This is a genomic window from Sporolactobacillus vineae DSM 21990 = SL153 (assembly GCF_000377985.1).
GTDB lineage: Bacteria > Bacillota > Bacilli > Bacillales > Sporolactobacillaceae > Sporolactobacillus > Sporolactobacillus vineae.
In genome coordinates this window covers 154,427-170,450 of the sequence record NZ_KB899043.1, presented here as the reverse complement: position 1 = coordinate 170,450, position 16,024 = coordinate 154,427, and the positions used below count along the sequence as shown (strand labels likewise).

Genomic DNA, 16,024 nt, shown 5'->3' with positions numbered 1-16,024 from the left:
CTCTTTCAGACTGCATTGATGCAGCGTCTTACACTTTAAATTGTATAAGAGACAGACCGGATGTCAACTGTCCGGAAGTTCAGCTGAGTCCGGGCATACAGACAAAGCGTGTATGAACGGTCCATACACGCTTCGTCCGATTTGGCTGCCATACCCGGTTAAATCCAGAAGAACGGAAAAATAAATGGTGAGAAGAAGGGCGGGGCGAAAAAAGGAAAAGGGAACCGAAAGGGCGTGAATCGAAAAAATCCGGGAAAACGCCCAAACTGCCGGCTGTCGTCATCTCTCGGTAAGGCATTTTTTTCAACAATAAGCAGAGTGACCGCTTCATGATCTGCACCGAGAATGATCCCCTCAATAATCCTTCCGTCCTTTAAATGACCGGTAACATAATGATTCTGGTATTTTTCAGCCAATGCTTTGAGCTGTCTGTGATCCGGAAGCATTGCCGGGTTCCCCTGCATCGCATTGTTCACCGGATGGTTCGCCGCATTATTCGGCGCACGGTACGATTCGTCGTTATCATACTGATAGGCATCCTGATCCATTACTGCATTCCTCCCTTGCAAGAACAGGGTATTCAACCAGGGAGGAATGCGTTCCCTTCTCCGGACGTAAAGGTTCCGGGCGGAAAGGCAGTCCAAAGGTAGCCGGTCAGGCTGTCGGTGAATATGCTGTAGAGAGAAACATACCAGTCGGCCATGGATCATGATTCATAGTGAGGCGATGAACCATGAAAATCGGGGAATGGGTCCATACGAAATATTTGGGGAAACATCATTGCATCGGATTTATTACGGCTTTGTATCCCGGCTTTCAGCGCTGTAAACTGCGGGTGACGCAGTGTGACCGATATCCGGGTATGAAGTGGCTTGAAATTTCTTATGATGATGTGATCGGCGAGAAGGGCTATCGCTTCTCCCCGGGCGAGATCGACAGCATGATCGATCTGGCGCTGGCCACCCGTGACAGAAACTGGTTCGAGAATCTGATGGTCCTGCGCTCTGTCCGGGGGCGATCCTGAAAGCTGATAAAAAATCCACGTGAAGCCAATGACAGCGATACCGCCGGTCATTGATCCGTGGATTGTTTTTTGATGGAAATTTTGATTACCGGCGTTCCGGATGAAGTGAAACAATAACCGCTTTACGGCACGGGATCAAGAACGATATTCCGCGTAGCGACGGTATTAATAAAATCAAGGTCATGGTCGACGATGAGCATCGTCGGCCGGACCTCAGAGATGACCTGCCGGATCTGCTCACGGGTGATGACGTCCAGATAATTCAGCGGTTCATCCCAGATATACAGCTGTGCCGGCTCACAGAGCGATCGGGCCAGAGCCAGTTTCCGCTTCTGTCCCATACTCATCTTTTCGATCCGGTCATGGAACAGATCGCGTTCAAAACCCAGTTTCCTCAAGATCGTCAGCAGCAGCGTATAGGGTACATGACGTTCCTCAACGAAGTTTTCAATCGTCCCTGAGAGGCCGGCAAAATTCTGCGGTAAATAAGAGAACCGCACGCCGCGGTGCACCCGGGCAACACCGCTGCGGATCAACGGGCTTTGCCGGTGATCAAGGAGTGCGCGAATCAATGTTGATTTTCCTGCACCGTTGACCCCGGTCAGTGCGATCCGCTCACCGGTTTTCAACGTGAAACTCAAAGGGCGGTTCAGTGCCTGCCCGTTCTGCTCAAGCACGAGATCTTCAACGGTGATCAGCGTCTGTCCGGTTCTTGCCGGTTGATAGGGCAAGGTTAACGGCGCCCTATCATCAACATTGTTCAGCAGTTTTCGCTTGTCGCTGATGGCTTTATGGCTGCGCTTTTCCAGCGATACCGAGCGTTTCATGACTTTTGCCGCCCGGTGTCCGACAAAACCGCGATCGATATCACTGTGATCGCTGCGTCCGGTCCCTGCGTATTTTCCGCGCTCGGCGTTTCTCGACCACTGTTCCTTCTGACGCGACGCCTTTTCCAGACGCTTGATTTCAGACTTCAATTCCGCGTTTTCCCGCTGTTCCAGCGCGTCCTGACGGGCTTTCGCGGTAAACCATGTGTCAAAATTTCCGTTATAGACCGAGATGCCGGCGCGATCAAGTGAGATGACGTGGTCGATGATCTGATTCAGAAAGTGCCGGTCATGACTGACTACGATGAATCCCTTCTTCTGCCGCAGATAGCCGGCCACACGATTACGCCCGGTCTGGTCCAGATGGTTTGTGGGTTCATCAATCAGCTGAAAGTGCCGGTCATCGATAAACAGCGCGGCCAGCAGGATCTTCGTCTGTTCGCCGGGGCTCAGCGCGTTAAACGGGCGGTACAGTACACCGGCGTCCATGTCCAGACGCGTCAGTTCCCGTTCAGCCTTCCAGACTTCATTTTCAGCAACCTGACCTGTATCGATTAAGACGTTCCGTGTCATTTGCGCCGGATCCTGAATCGGCAGCGGAAAATAGGAGAATTTCAGATTCGTTTCGATCATCCCAGAATAAGTCAGCTGGTGCTGCAAGAGTCGAAGCAGCGTGGTCTTCCCGCGGCCATTGCGGCCGATCAGGCCGAGCCGCCAGCTTTCATCAATCTGCAGGGTGACATCGTCAAAAAGCGGTTTTTCCATTGTCTCATAGCGAAAAGTTAAGTGACGTATTTGAATGGTTCCCATGTTCTCACCTCATATTTATTTGATGAGGCCGGAAAGGGCTGCTTCATGAAAGCGGTAATGAGCGTACAAAAAAGCAGGCACCGAATCGGCGTCTGCCGGCCATACATATGGGAAGACTCAATACTGAAGAAATGCTGAAGCAAAACCTCAGCCTCCCCGTACTGGAACCTTGTATGGATTGAAAAATGACAGCAAACCGTTCATGAAGACAGCCGGAAGAAGAAATTGTCCTGCATTCCGGCCTGTATTCAATTAATGACGGTTTGCTTTTTTCAACCCCATACACATCCCTTCCGTTTATTCTGATTTCATTATACGCAAGGAACCGGAAGAAGGGCAAATGGAACACGTACAGCGTGTGGAGCCCCGCATTAAGTCCGGTGAATCCATGACCCCAATGTTCCTGCACCGCAGACATGTCCCCTTCCGACTGATATACTGAATCTGGCTGATATATTCTCAGATCGGCTGATAAATCCTGAAATCGGCTGATATTCACGGATTGACGGCGTGTGATCGGCCTTTTACAATAATAAGGCAAAAAACATGGGAGAGATGGGTCAGAAAATGAAGAAAGATCATCAGGAAGTGCTGAAACAGGATACATTTTTAAGTTCGCTGGTCATGCTGGCGAACAGCGGTATGGAGACCGGGATCACACTGAATGTGAGCGGTACGGTGATTTCCGGTATGCTCATTTCCGGCGAGACTTATTTTAAAGAACTGGCGGCTCAATTTGCCTCATTACCGCAGACCGAATTCATTGAAACATTAATCCGCACATTAAACACGAACGCCGACCGTTTTAAAAAGAGCATTGAAGCGGACAGAAAGAATCAGACGATCAGGCCGCCGCACTATCTTCACCTTAGAGATTGCTGCTTTCTGAACACGGATCGCAAGAATTCTACCCAAAGACAATTATGGCGAGGACTGCTCACCAGTGTTGATGGGTTCTCAGTCGGAGTTGCCGAAACAGATCGATAAAGTCTCTGACTTCATTCATACACATTTCTAAGTTTCACACGCCTTTTTAAGTAAAAATTAAGCATGACCGATTAGTATCATGGATGAAGCTTAATCACAGCTTTCTCCTGATGCGGTGCTTAGGACCGCATATCTTGAATTTTTCAGGCAAGCCTCCCCTTTGAGCCTCTTCAACGTCACGACTTCCATGCCTGAATCCGTGAAGGATGGGAACAGGTAAAAGAAAAGAAATGGTGAAAAAGAATCCCATTTCAAGATGTCATCGCCTATTTAAATTTCTTGAGGTATTTCCGGAATAGTGATGAGAGTGAGGGTTGGCGCCGCTAATAGTAGTCGTACCCCTAAACTCGTGGTAATGACCTCCGCCTGGAATTGGAATGGCTGGACCTGTTACACCTCTAATCTCATGACGGTGACCATCGTCGACAGAAGTAAAAGTAAAATACCTATGTGTATGAGGAATCCCGCTCGGAGCCGGTTCGGTCGTGCCGGCATAATGGTGAGCGTGCCCGATCTCAAAAGAGGTGACCCCGCGAAATTCGTGAACATGAACTTGCCGGCCATCCCAACTCGTTATAAAAAGTTGATGAGAATGAAGTGGGTCTGAATCATCAGATTGGAACACGAAACCAGTAACAGGGATATCCATTTATTACGCCTCATTTTCACGTGGGATTTTGAAACAGTAATTCATATTCAAAAGGAATCGATCTAGAACAGTGCCAAAAATTTAATCAGATGCTAAAAAGGGCATCCATTTTTTATAAAAAAGAGCAGAAAAATAATATTCTGCCCCATTTCTGCTCCACGATCATCTTATTTATCATTAATATAATCTGTAAATATAATAAAAAGCCTTGAACACCAAGGCTTTTCGCTATGCCCAAGCAGGGATTCGAACCCTGGACCCACGGCTTAGAAGGCCGTTGCTCTATCCAGCTGAGCTACTTGGACAATTGATTCTATCGATCTCAAATGACGACCTTTATATTTTAGAGGTTCAGTTTTCTCCTGTCAATGCCTGTAAGGGGCAAAAGATAAGCGGAACGGTTGCGGAAACTTCGAAAAACCGTCTTAATCAGCAGTTTTCCTGCTCTGTCCGGATAACTTTTTAAAGGAAACAATCAGGATAATCATTCCGATGATGATCAGTCCCAGCGCAAGCAGAAAGGCGTGCATGAAAAAGGTCTCCGGCAGGATCGTGATGACGGGATCGGTTGCCGCATCGAAGATCCAGTAATTATTCCGGAAAAAGATTTTATGAAAAAGAATAAACGAATCGTTAAAGTCGAGCAGAAAGGCGATCAGCGGTACCGCTGTGAACAGGCCCATAGCGGTCGCGGCGATTTTTAAAAAGTAATAGTCTTTGTTCCTGAACTTGTAAATGATTCCGGTGATACTGATGATACCGGCCACGGCAAACAGAAGATCAACGAAGACAAACAGCCTTTTGACGTCTTCAAAATGAATGCGCCCGTGAACGGAGTAGGTGAGGGATGGCAGGTGAAAGGTCTGGGGCAGCGGGTTGAGTAAGTACTGGATCATGTAGTTGTAATTTTCAATAATCCGTGAGTAGCTGAGACCGGTTTGCGCCGTGAGCTTCAGGTAGCGAACGTCAAAATAGTAAAGCGGTGTGAACAGCAGCGTCAGCAGGACGGACAGAGCAATCACGAACAAGGCGAGCGACAGGGCAATGACGAGCTGAACGATGTGATAGCGGGAAAAGTTCAATCAGGACACATCCAATGCTTGGTATTTGGCCTTCAGGACAATATATTTATCATATCAGACAGGGTGGGAAACAGGCAGGAAACTGCCTTCTTTTTTATGAATCCTCTTGAACTTATCTGTTGATTTCCGCTGCAGGCGCCTGGCTGTGACCGATTGCGTGCAAAGCGGAACGGCTCAAGTCTATAATGGCAGTGGAAAGACCTTTCTTTCAAAAGCAGGAATCTATAAACGGGGTGATCTGTTTTGGACAAGTTTACGTTTCATAATCCGACAAAACTGATTTTCGGGAAAGGACAGCTGGAACAGCTGAAAAATGAGATCCCGAAATATGGACGAAGGGTGCTGCTGGTCTATGGCGGCGGCAGCATCAAACGGACCGGTCTCTATGATCAGGTGCGCGGGATTCTTGACGGGCTGCATGCCGAAGTTTCCGAACTGTCCGGAGTAGAACCCAATCCGCGCCTGACCACCGTGAAACGCGGAATCGACATCGTGGCCACAAAGGACATTCAGTTTCTTCTGGCTGTCGGCGGCGGTAGTGTTATCGATTGCACGAAAGCGATCGCCGTCGGCGCCAGATTTGACGGCGATCCGTGGGATCTCGTGACACGTAAGAAACCCGTGCACGACGCATTGCCCTTCGGTGTTGTCCTGACGCTGGCGGCAACCGGTTCGGAAATGAATCCGAACTCGGTCATTACGAACTGGGATACGCATGAGAAGTACGGCTGGAACAGTCCCTATTCTTACCCGGCCTTTTCGATTCTTGACCCGACATTCACTTTCTCTGTGCCGAAGAATCAGACGATCTACGGTATGGTCGATATGATGGCTCATGTATTTGAACACTATTTCCATCCGACCCCGCATACGCCGCTTCAGGACCGGCTCTGTGAGTCGATTCTGAAAACCGTGATCGAAACGGCACCGAAACTGGTCAATGATCTGCATAATTACGATCTGCGTGAGACGATTCTCTACTGCGGGACAATGGCGCTGAACGGTATGGTTTCAATGGGTTTCAACGGCGACTGGGCATCGCATAATATCGAGCACGCTGTTTCCGCCGTCTATGATATTCCGCACGGCGGCGGTCTGGCCATCCTGTTCCCAAACTGGATGAAGCACAATCTGGATGTCAATGTCGGCCGGTTTAAGCAAATGGCTGTCCGTGTTTTTGATGTCGATCCGAAAGGAAAATCGGATCGTGATGCGGCCCTTGAAGGGATCGAAGCATTGCGCCGTTTCTGGACGAGCATCGGGGCACCGAGCCGGCTGGCCGACTATGACATTGACGACAGCAAGCTGGATTTAATTGCCGACCGTGCGATGGCCCGGGGCGAATTCGGCCAGTTCAAGAAACTGAACAAAGAGGATACACTGGCGATTCTCCGCGCTTCCCTCTGATCTTTTGCCCGGGAAAAAGGGATATCATTCCTGATTCCGAGTCAGAATACATGTACCCGGCGTTTCCCGTTACGAGGACCGGAAGCGCCGGGATGTCTTTCCAGGACAATGAAAGCGGCTGCCCATCACGGGCGGCCGCTTTTAAATATATCCAAAAAATACCTGATTTCGGTATGGAAAAACGGATAATCAGGATACTAATGGCAGTTGCAGCCAGTAAAACATAACCGAATGAGGTGTCACTAACTCATGAATAGCATCGTCAAAAATCTCGATCTGTTTTCCCGGGGCATCTGGTTTCCCATTACAGCCGCCTGTTTTCTGATCCTGTTCGTCCTGTTCATGAAGAAAAAGTATCTGAATTGGACACAAATCTATGTCACCTATGGCATCATCGGTCTTACCGCCTGGATGCTGGATACGCTGACCGGCGTTTTTCTGGATCTGTATGATGTCGGGAAACCGAGCATTGGTCTGGCGGATTTTATCGCCTTTGCTTTCATCCCTTCATCTTTGTCGGTCATTTTTCTGAATTTCCGGACGAAAAGAAACAAGTGGCTGCTGACTGCGCTGTTTACACTGATCTCTCTGATCATCTACTGGGTCAGCGAGTGGGCCGGCTATTTCAAGGATAAAGGATGGAACAGTATCTATTCACTGATTGCATTTATCCTGGTTTATACACTTCTCCTGCCGCTGCACGGATGGATCATACGTCGGCCGGACCGTGAGAATAGATTCTGACGGAACGGATTCAGTCGGCCTGTACGGCGATGAGATCCCGGAACGCTATCTTCCAGGAAATGCCGGGCGGGTCACAGATCCGCAGAGGTTCGCCCGGTATGTCGGGCAGGGAAAGGTGTCCATGCACCGCCCGGATGAATCCGTCTTTATAATAGCGGACTGTGACCGCCCGCCCTTCTTCTGCGGCAATGCGCAGCATCCGGTTGATCTCTGCCATTTCCTGTTCGTCAAGCTGCGGCCGGTCCGTTTTCTGAAGCGTGTGCAGATGCTGACGCAACGCCTGGACATGTTCGGGAAGGATCATCCGGCTGGACTCCCAGCGCATATTCGACCCTTTCGTCAGTTTATTTGCTGTCATTTGAAATGACCTCCGATCTTGGCGGACCGCGTCCAGAGCTGACTGGAGGTTCGGAGCAGCGGCCCGCGGAATATGGCTGTTTTCCCGTACTTGCGTGAGATCGCGTCAACAGCGGCACTCAGTTTCTCCTTTTCTTCCAGTCGTCCGAACAGATCGAGCTGACAATTGTCTGCAGGCTGCAGAGCCGTCAGAGCTACTGAAGCGCTGCGCACCGGCAGCCGGTCCCAGCTCTCCATAAACAGCCGTTCGGCGGCCCGGTAGATATCCAGACCGAAGCTGGTGCAAAAGGGCAGTGTTGTCTGCCGCTGAAATCCGGTGTGGCGGTCGAAACTGCCGGATATGCCGACGGAAACGACACTGCCGGCATAGTTTTTGGCCCGTGCCCGGGCGGCGACTTCTTCGCTCAGTTCGAGCAGAACGCCGCGGATATCGGCCGCATCGGCAAAATCATAGGGCAGTGTCATGTGGTGGCCGACTGCTTTCTGCGTCCTGAATGTACTGCCGGAAACCGGAGAAGTATCCATTCCATGTGCCGTCATCCACAGCAGTTCGCCGTTGATGCCCCATCGCCTGCGAAGCTGTTCCGGCGGATAGTGGGCCAGATGGCCGATTTTTCGGATCCCCATGCCGATCAGATGCTGCTCCATCCGGTGGCCCACACCGAACAATTCACCGACCGGCAGCGGCCAGAGTTTGTTTTCAATGTTTTTCTGATTAAGTTCGGCGATGCCACTCATATTTTTTTTACCAAAATGATCGCAGGCCATTTTGGCAAGGACTTTATTCGGTCCCATGCCGATCCGGGCGCGGATGTGTGTCGTATTCATGATCTCATCCTGGATAGCGCGGGCCAGTGCGGCCGGTGACGCATAGAAATGCAGGCTCCCGGTCACATCAATAAATTGTTCGTCGATCGAATAGGGTTCCACCTGATCTGTATAGTGTTCCAGAATCCGGGTGATCTGCAGGGACACGTCAATATAATGCTGCATCCGCGGCCGGATAATGACCGCCTGCGGGCATTTGATTCGTGCCCGGCCGAGCGGCTCCGCCGTAGATACACCCTGGCTTTTGGCAATGCGGCAGGCGGCCAGCACGATGCCGCTGCGCTGTTCCGGATCGCCGGCAACAATCAGCGGCCGGTCCCTGAATTCCGGATGATCCGCCTTCTCACAGGATGCGTAGAAGGTTTCCATATCGACAAGAAAAATCATGCGGTTCATCGCCCGTCACCTCTCAGCTTATTCTGATCTTATTATACACGAATATATGTTCGATATCACATGATCATCAAAACAGGAAACACATGCGTTCTGTCCGCTCAATCAGGGAAACAGGAGACGGAGAACCTGCGGCACGGAGGAATACGGCGATGCATTGCGAACGCGGGGTGAAACTGATATTCTAATCACAAAGACACATGGACGGGAATGGGAAAATGAAAAAAAGAGAAAAAAAGCCGGTTCCCGGCAACAAGATCATTTTGTTCCCCGATCTGGAGGCGCGGCTGCTGGACAAGGCAACGGGGCTGGTTACGGAGAAAAAATATAAGGAAGCCCGGTCTCTGTTTGGAAAAATGCTTGAACTGGACAGGGAGAACATGAAGGGTTTGTATGGATGGGCAGTCTGTTCGGTGGAACTAGGGGACTATTCGCTCGCCGAGGAGGCGGTGCGTCAGCTGCTGTCAATAAACACGCCTTATTACAATGATGTCTTTCGTCTCTATCTGACCATTCTGATCGAGAAAAAAGATTACCGTCAGGCACTCAGTGAAATTCGTCGTGCGAGCGGACGCAAGGGCCTTCCACCTGAATCCAGGGCATTTCTGCGCCAGATGAAGAAATTCTGTGAGCTGCGGCTGCGCGAACCATCGCGGGAAACCGGAAACCGGGCCGAACCGGAGCAGACTGCTTCGAGAGCGGACTGGAAGAGACTGGAGGCGGCGGATCCGAAGCAGCAGCTGCTGCTCATTCATGATGTCGGAGACCGGCTGACGAAGCGGGATCTGCCTCAGGTTGAGGCTTTCCTTCTTGATGAGCGCCAGAATCCGGAAATCAAGACGATGCTGCTTTGTGCCGTCAGGGAGAAACAACTGGCCGGCCAGATTGATGTCCGGAAGTTTGGCAAAGTGTATCATGTCGTCTTCGACAGTGAGTTCCTGCATAAAGGATTTACCGACCGGGTGGAACGGCAGATCCGGCAGGTTCTCAATTCACAGAACCCGACGCTGGCCGACCTGGCAGTCGATATGGAGCGCTTCTTTATGATGACCGTCTATCCGAAACCAATGGTCCCTTCATCGGTCAGTGTCTGGGCGGCAGCGTTTTCGGCACAGGCAGCGCATGCCGGCCAGATGAGTGAACAGGCAGAAGACATGCCGGAACTTTTTGATGTCCGCACCGACGCGTTCGAAGCAGCCTGTCGGGAGATTGCTGCCGTTACTGACGACGAAATACGCTGAATTTTTCCGGGATTCGTGTCTGATTTGCCTGATATGCCGACAATTTAAGGCAAACTGGTTTTTTCAGTATAATTCTTATGCTATAATAACAGAGCTGCATTATTTTAATGTACGTGAGAAAGACATTCCGGTCGCTGAAGGCAGGGCACAGCAGTCTGCTATCAGCAGCCGGCAGCTATAAAGTATGAAGATAGATGTTGGAGGTAAGCATAAATGACTGTAAAAGCAAGCTGGGAAAAGAAAGAAGGCAGTGAAGGCACACTGACTTTTGAAGTGGATGCCGACAGTTTCAATACGGCACTGGACAAGGCCTTCAGGAAAGTTGTCAAAAAGGTCAATGTACCTGGATTTCGTAAGGGCCGTGTGCCGCGTATTCTGTTTGAACAGCGTTTCGGCGTAGAAGCGCTGTATGAGGATGCCGTTGACTTTGTGCTTCCGGATGCATATTCCGAAGCCATTGATCAGACAGGCATCGAACCGGTGGATCGTCCTAAAGTCGATGTCAAGGAAATCGGCAAGGGAAAGAAGCTCGTGCTGACGGCCGACGTAACGGTTAAGCCTGAGGTAAAACTCGGTGCATATAAGGGGCTTGAAGTCGAAGAAAAGAGTACGGAAGTCACCGATGCCGATGTCGATCACGAAATCAAACATCTGCAGGAACGCTATGCCGAACTGGTCGTTAAGGACGACGGACAGGTTGAAAAAGGCGACACGGTTGTTCTCGATTTTGACGGCTATGTCGACGGCAAACAGTTTGAAGGCGGTAAAGCCGACAACTATTCGCTGGAAATCGGCTCCGGCTCGTTCATTCCGGGCTTTGAGGATCAGCTGATCGGCTTGAAGGTCAATGAGGAAAAGGACGTTGTCGTCACTTTCCCGAAGGACTATCATGCGGAAGACCTGAAGGGAAAAGAAGCAACCTTTAAAGTTAAGATCCATGAGATCAAGCAGAAGCAGCTTCCGGCACTCGATGATGAGTTTGCCAAGGATACCGACGAAGATGTTGAAACATTTGACGCACTGAAAGAAAAGATCAAGGCCCGTCTGATCGAACATAAGGAAGCCGACGCCAAATCAAGCAAGCGCGAGAGCGTAGTTGAGCAGGCTTCTGCGAATGCAGAAATCAATATTCCTGAAGTCATGGTTTCCAATGAACAGGACAACATGGTTAAAGAATTTGAACAGCGTCTGCAGCAGCAGGGTCTCAATCTCGAAACGTACAGCAAGCTGACCGGTACGGATCAGAGCGCGCTTCGTGATCAGATGAAGGACGATGCGGAGAAACGCGTTCGTACCAACCTGACACTCGAGGCCGTTGCCAATGCGGAGAACATTGAAGTATCGGAAGACGAGATTAATGAAGAACTGAAGAAAATGGCTGATTCTTACAAGATCAAGGTGGATCAGCTGAAAAAGGCGCTTGGCAGCACCACGCTGGTCGAAGGAGACCTGAGACTGCGCAAGGCACTGGACTTCCTTGTCGATAACAGCAAGCCGAAAGCTGCAGAGAAGCCTTCAGAAAAAGCAGATTCTGAAAAGAAAGAAACAGCTGCCGACGATAAAAAATAAGGTTCGGTGTTAGACTACTGAACCGTACAGGCGGGCAGACACCGATCAGTGCCTGTCCGCCTGCGGTGTTTAAAGGGACACGGATATGGCCGGTCCCGTGATACATAAATGTACGGAGTAAGGCATATAGCTTATCGGCAGACTTCTTTTATGTTACAATGCCTACATAAACATGGAGACAGGCGTGTAACTGTTGATTTGCGTACACGGAAACAGGAGTGTCATGTTCCTGTCTGACTGAGGGAAAGATAATGGAGAACTGAGGCAACCGTCCGCGTCAGCGATCAGCCTGAGAATGAGTAAATGCTTCGTTCTTGCCCGGTAAAGTGTCGGACGATAGAATGAATAGGGGTGAAAACATGTTTAAATTTAACGAAGAAAAAGGACAGCTTAAATGTTCGTTCTGCGGAAAAACCCAGGATCAGGTTCGCAAGCTCGTTGCCGGACCTGGTGTTTATATTTGCGACGAATGTATTGAATTATGTACAGAGATTGTAGAGGAAGAACTGGGAACGGATGAAGAAGTCGAATTTAAGGATATTCCGAAACCTCAGGAAATCTGTTCCATTCTTGACGATTATGTGATCGGTCAGGACGAAGCGAAAAAGAATCTGTCCGTTGCCGTTTATAATCACTATAAAAGAATCAATACCAAGCAGAAACCGGATGATGTCGAGCTCTCCAAGAGCAACATTATGATGCTCGGGCCGACAGGCAGCGGGAAAACTTTGCTGGCCCAGACACTGGCACGGATTCTGAATGTGCCGTTTGCCATTGCCGATGCCACGTCGCTGACCGAAGCCGGATATGTCGGTGAAGATGTGGAAAACATTCTGCTGAAGCTGATTCAGGCGGCAGACTACGATGTTGAGAAAGCAGAAAAAGGGATTATCTACATCGATGAAATCGACAAGATTGCCCGTAAATCGGAAAACCCGTCAATTACCCGTGATGTTTCCGGTGAAGGTGTCCAGCAGGCACTGCTGAAAATTCTTGAAGGCACGGTAGCCAGCGTTCCGCCGCAGGGGGGACGCAAGCATCCGCATCAGGAATTCATTCAGATTGATACGACGAATATTCTGTTTATCTGCGGCGGTGCATTTGACGGCATTGAGCAGATTATCAAGCGCCGGCTCGGCAAGCAGGTGATCGGTTTCGGTGCTGGGATCAAATCTCAGGAAATCGACCGGGACAACGCATTGAAGAATGTCCTTCCGGAAGACTTGCTGAAGTTCGGCCTGATCCCGGAATTTATCGGCCGTCTTCCGGTCATTACGACCCTGAAGCAGCTTGATGAAGATGCACTCGTGGATATTCTGACCAAACCGAAAAACGCGCTGATCAAACAGTATAAAAAGCTGATGGAACTGGACGACGTCACGCTGGAATTTACGGATGACGCACTGCGTGCCATTGCCAAGCTGGCGATTGCCCGCAAGACCGGTGCCCGCGGGCTGCGTTCCATTATTGAAAGCATGACGCTCGATCTGATGTATGAGATCCCGTCCCGTGACGACATTGAAAAGTGCATTATTACCAAGGCAACCGTTGAGGGTAAGGAACAGCCGACGCTGCAGTTGAGTGACGGCACGACGGTCATCAAAAATGGCGAGACGCCAAAGGAAAGTGCATAACGCTCCTGATTTTCAGAACCAGAAAATAAAATGTAGTATTAAAAGGCCTCCGGCGAAGCAATAACTTCACCGGAGGCTTTTTTTAAGTTAATCGTCAGGGGGCTTCACTTACTTAAATACCATGGTTCAGCTGCGCCTGTTTCCGCGGTCTCCAGGAACGCATGTACTGCGCAACGAAGTAGGAACCCAGTACGAACAGCACAGCAAGAATCTGAGCCGTGATGCCTTCCACATTCGGGAAAATAGCGAACCACAGGCCGATCCAGTCCGGAATCGGCAGGGCAATCTCCGTTGTTGCAAGCCATCCTGCCAGCTGCATCTCCTGTACTTCCTCGCCGACCATGACGATCAGGACCATTCCCAGGAGGATTCCGGTGAGCACCAGCATCTTTTTGTAAGGGAGCTTGCGCTGGGCGACAAAGTTCAGCGCCGCAACGATCAGCGTGAGCGTTTAACGTATAAATGGACGGTCATGAAAGTACCTCCTGCAGTAATGATGATATTGATAATCATTTCCAATTAAAAATTCTGGACCGTGTTCATAAAATTGTCAATCTATTTTTTGGAAGCACATTCATTTTTTTCTCATGTTATTTCATTGCAGGTATAGTTTATTCCGAGATCCGCTTGGAAATACTGCCCAGTAAACAGGAGACCGGAGGCTGCGGCGCCGGATCTCAGCAGAGAGGCAGGTAATCCGGGTGAGCTGGATGTTTCTACTGATCATTACTCAGATTTTTTTTGGCGCGATTATTGGTTTGTATTTCTGGAATTTATTGCGCGGTCAGCATGTGCAGCGCGTGTCGATCGACAGAGAATCGAAAAAGGAACTGGATCGTCTGGCCAGAATGCGCGGCATGTCGCTTACAGAGCCCCTTTCCGAACGGATACGTCCGAGAATACTGGAGGATGTCATTGGCCAGCAAGAAGGGATTCAGGCACTCAAAGCAGCACTCTGCGGAACAAATCCGCAGCATGTGATTATCTACGGACCACCGGGAATCGGTAAGACCGCTGCGGCACGGCTTGTGCTTGAAGAGGCAAAACAGAATCCTGATTCACCGTTCAGAAAAGATGCTCCGTTTGTCGAAATTGACGGCGCAACGGCACGCTTTGACGAGCGGGGTATTGCCGATCCGCTGATCGGATCGGTGCACGACCCGATTTACCAGGGGGCCGGTTCGATGGGCCAGGCAGGGATTCCGCAGCCGAAGGAAGGTGCCGTGACGCATGCGAATGGAGGCGTGCTCTTCATTGATGAAATCGGAGAACTGCATCCGATTCAGCTGAACAAATTGCTGAAGGTACTTGAAGATCGTAAAGTGTTTCTGGAGAGCGCCTACTATAACGAAGAAAACCGTCAGATTCCGGCCTATATCCATGAAATTTTCCAGCAAGGGCTTCCGGCCGACTTTCGGCTGATCGGAGCGACGACCCGGCGCCCGGAAGAGATTCCGCCGGCAATACGTTCGCGCTGTCTCGAGATCTTTTTTAACGATCTGAGCCGGGCGGATGTCCGAAAAATTGCCGCACGTGCTGCGGAGAAACTTAATCTGAAGGTGCCTGAAGTCTGTTTCGAAAAGATTTCCGATTATACGAAAAACGGTCGTGAGGCGGTGAACATGATGCAGATTGCCGCGGGAATGGCCGTCTTCCGCCATGGCGACGCCGGAAAGATCAGTCTGGCGGAAATCGAATGGGTGATCCGGGCCAGCCGGATGACGCCGAAACCGGTCCGGAGAGTTCCGGCGAGACCGCAGATCGGCAGAGCCAGCGGGCTGGCTGTTTATGGTCCGGGTCAGGGGGCGCTGCTTGAAATTGAAGCGGTGGCGGTAAAGACGCGCCGTGAAGGAAGCCTGACGATTACCGGTATTGCTGAAGAGGAAACGATGAGTACCTCCGGACGGTCGGTGACGCGAAAAAGCATGGCGCGCGGATCGGTTGAAAATGTGCTGACGGTGCTGAACAGCCTCGGTTTTGCCACTTACAGGTACCATCTCCATGTCAATTTTCCCGGCGGGGCGCTCGTCGATGGTCCGTCGGCGGGAATATCGATGGCTGTTGCCATTTGTTCGGCCATCCTTCGCCGCCCGGTCTGCCCGGATCTGGCACTTACCGGAGAACTTGGGCTCTACGGGCAGGTTAAACCGGTCGGCGGAATCATGGCTAAAGTAGCGGCGGCATCGGAAGCCGGTGCCGGCCGGGTCATGATTCCCCGCGAGAATATGCAGGAGGCATTGAAAGAGCTGAAAAAGGTCGAGATAATCCCGGTGGATTCGTTCCGTGAAGTTCTGGACCGGGCATTATTGCCGGCAGAAAAGTTCCCGCGGGAAAACAGCCAAAGCGCTTATCCGGCACTTGCCGACAGGCCATTTTCCGCACACCCGGCCGGGCAGGCGGAACGAAAAGAAGGATCGTAAAAGAGAGACCTGTTTCATCAGCGGCCGGCGCAGACCGGCTGCTTTTTTTCCC

The 16,024-nt window shown here is 50.6% G+C and carries 15 protein-coding genes and 1 tRNA gene; 8 read left to right on the top strand and 8 right to left on the bottom strand.

Annotation, left to right across the window (positions count from 1 at the left end; all coding sequences use genetic code 11):
- Positions 1-158 precede the first annotated feature (158 nt).
- On the bottom strand, positions 159-548 hold the full coding sequence (locus D889_RS0103065) for a hypothetical protein (protein ID WP_010630363.1): 390 nt from the start codon (positions 546-548) through the stop codon (positions 159-161).
- A gap of 185 nt (positions 549-733) precedes the next feature.
- Here D889_RS0103065 and D889_RS0103060 point away from each other — a divergent pair, with 185 nt between their 5' ends.
- Entirely contained in the window at positions 734-1,024 is a 291-nt protein-coding gene (locus D889_RS0103060) for a hypothetical protein (RefSeq protein ID WP_010630362.1), read from the top strand.
- Between the two features lie 122 nt (positions 1,025-1,146).
- On the opposite strand, the gene abc-f is transcribed toward D889_RS0103060, so the two are convergent.
- Complete coding sequence (abc-f, locus tag D889_RS0103055; protein WP_018962130.1) at positions 1,147-2,661, bottom strand: ribosomal protection-like ABC-F family protein; 1,515 nt, start codon at positions 2,659-2,661, stop codon at positions 1,147-1,149.
- Positions 2,662-3,228: 567 nt separating this feature from the next.
- On the opposite strand from abc-f, the gene D889_RS0103050 reads away from it, so the two are divergent.
- Positions 3,229-3,648 (top strand): hypothetical protein, encoded by a 420-nt coding sequence (locus tag D889_RS0103050; RefSeq protein WP_141629361.1) that lies wholly within the window; start codon positions 3,229-3,231, stop codon positions 3,646-3,648.
- Between the two features lie 259 nt (positions 3,649-3,907).
- Here the strand turns inward: D889_RS0103050 and D889_RS15345 are convergent, their stop codons facing one another.
- The 3 genes from D889_RS15345 to D889_RS0103035 form a co-directional block, all read right to left on the bottom strand.
- A complete protein-coding gene (locus D889_RS15345) occupies positions 3,908-4,297 on the bottom strand; it encodes a YmaF family protein (RefSeq protein WP_081498648.1) in 390 nt (129 codons plus the stop codon).
- A 231-nt stretch (positions 4,298-4,528) separates the two neighbouring features.
- A tRNA-Arg gene (locus D889_RS0103040) sits at positions 4,529-4,602 on the bottom strand.
- 120 nt (positions 4,603-4,722) lie between these two features.
- On the bottom strand, positions 4,723-5,379 hold the full coding sequence (locus tag D889_RS0103035) for a TIGR01906 family membrane protein (RefSeq protein WP_010630358.1): 657 nt from the start codon (positions 5,377-5,379) through the stop codon (positions 4,723-4,725).
- 243 nt (positions 5,380-5,622) lie between these two features.
- Here D889_RS0103035 and D889_RS0103030 point away from each other — a divergent pair, with 243 nt between their 5' ends.
- Together D889_RS0103030 and D889_RS0103020 are read left to right on the top strand one after the other, a co-directional pair.
- On the top strand, positions 5,623-6,786 hold the full coding sequence (locus tag D889_RS0103030; protein WP_010630357.1) for an iron-containing alcohol dehydrogenase: 1,164 nt from the start codon (positions 5,623-5,625) through the stop codon (positions 6,784-6,786).
- Between the two features lie 249 nt (positions 6,787-7,035).
- Positions 7,036-7,530, top strand: a complete 495-nt coding sequence (locus D889_RS0103020) for a hypothetical protein (RefSeq protein WP_010630356.1) — start codon at positions 7,036-7,038, stop codon at positions 7,528-7,530.
- A gap of 10 nt (positions 7,531-7,540) precedes the next feature.
- Here the strand turns inward: D889_RS0103020 and D889_RS0103015 are convergent, their stop codons facing one another.
- Both D889_RS0103015 and D889_RS0103010 read right to left on the bottom strand, forming a co-directional pair.
- On the bottom strand, positions 7,541-7,888 hold the full coding sequence (locus tag D889_RS0103015) for a YolD-like family protein (protein WP_010630355.1): 348 nt from the start codon (positions 7,886-7,888) through the stop codon (positions 7,541-7,543).
- The gene (locus D889_RS0103010; RefSeq protein WP_010630354.1) at positions 7,885-9,111 is read right to left on the bottom strand and encodes a DNA polymerase IV; all 1,227 of its coding nucleotides are present in this window, start codon (positions 9,109-9,111) and stop codon (positions 7,885-7,887) included. Before D889_RS0103010 ends, D889_RS0103015 begins: the two co-directional genes overlap by 4 nt.
- 215 nt (positions 9,112-9,326) lie before the next feature.
- Here D889_RS0103010 and D889_RS0103005 point away from each other — a divergent pair, with 215 nt between their 5' ends.
- The 3 genes from D889_RS0103005 to clpX all read left to right on the top strand — a co-directional run bounded on the left by D889_RS0103005 (position 9,327) and on the right by clpX (position 13,552).
- Positions 9,327-10,349 (top strand): tetratricopeptide repeat protein, encoded by a 1,023-nt coding sequence (locus tag D889_RS0103005; protein WP_010630353.1) that lies wholly within the window; start codon positions 9,327-9,329, stop codon positions 10,347-10,349.
- A 213-nt stretch (positions 10,350-10,562) separates the two neighbouring features.
- Positions 10,563-11,918 (top strand): trigger factor, encoded by a 1,356-nt coding sequence (gene tig / locus D889_RS0103000; protein WP_010630352.1) that lies wholly within the window; start codon positions 10,563-10,565, stop codon positions 11,916-11,918.
- Between the two features lie 359 nt (positions 11,919-12,277).
- Positions 12,278-13,552, top strand: coding sequence for an ATP-dependent protease ATP-binding subunit ClpX (gene clpX, locus D889_RS0102995; protein ID WP_010630351.1), 1,275 nt, complete (start codon positions 12,278-12,280; stop codon positions 13,550-13,552).
- Between the two features lie 112 nt (positions 13,553-13,664).
- Here clpX and D889_RS0102990 read toward each other — a convergent pair whose 3' ends face one another.
- A complete protein-coding gene (locus D889_RS0102990) occupies positions 13,665-13,910 on the bottom strand; it encodes a hypothetical protein (RefSeq protein ID WP_010630350.1) in 246 nt (81 codons plus the stop codon).
- A gap of 343 nt (positions 13,911-14,253) precedes the next feature.
- Here D889_RS0102990 and lonB point away from each other — a divergent pair, with 343 nt between their 5' ends.
- Positions 14,254-15,972 (top strand): ATP-dependent protease LonB, encoded by a 1,719-nt coding sequence (gene lonB, locus D889_RS0102980; protein ID WP_010630348.1) that lies wholly within the window; start codon positions 14,254-14,256, stop codon positions 15,970-15,972.
- Positions 15,973-16,024: the final 52 nt, after the last annotated feature.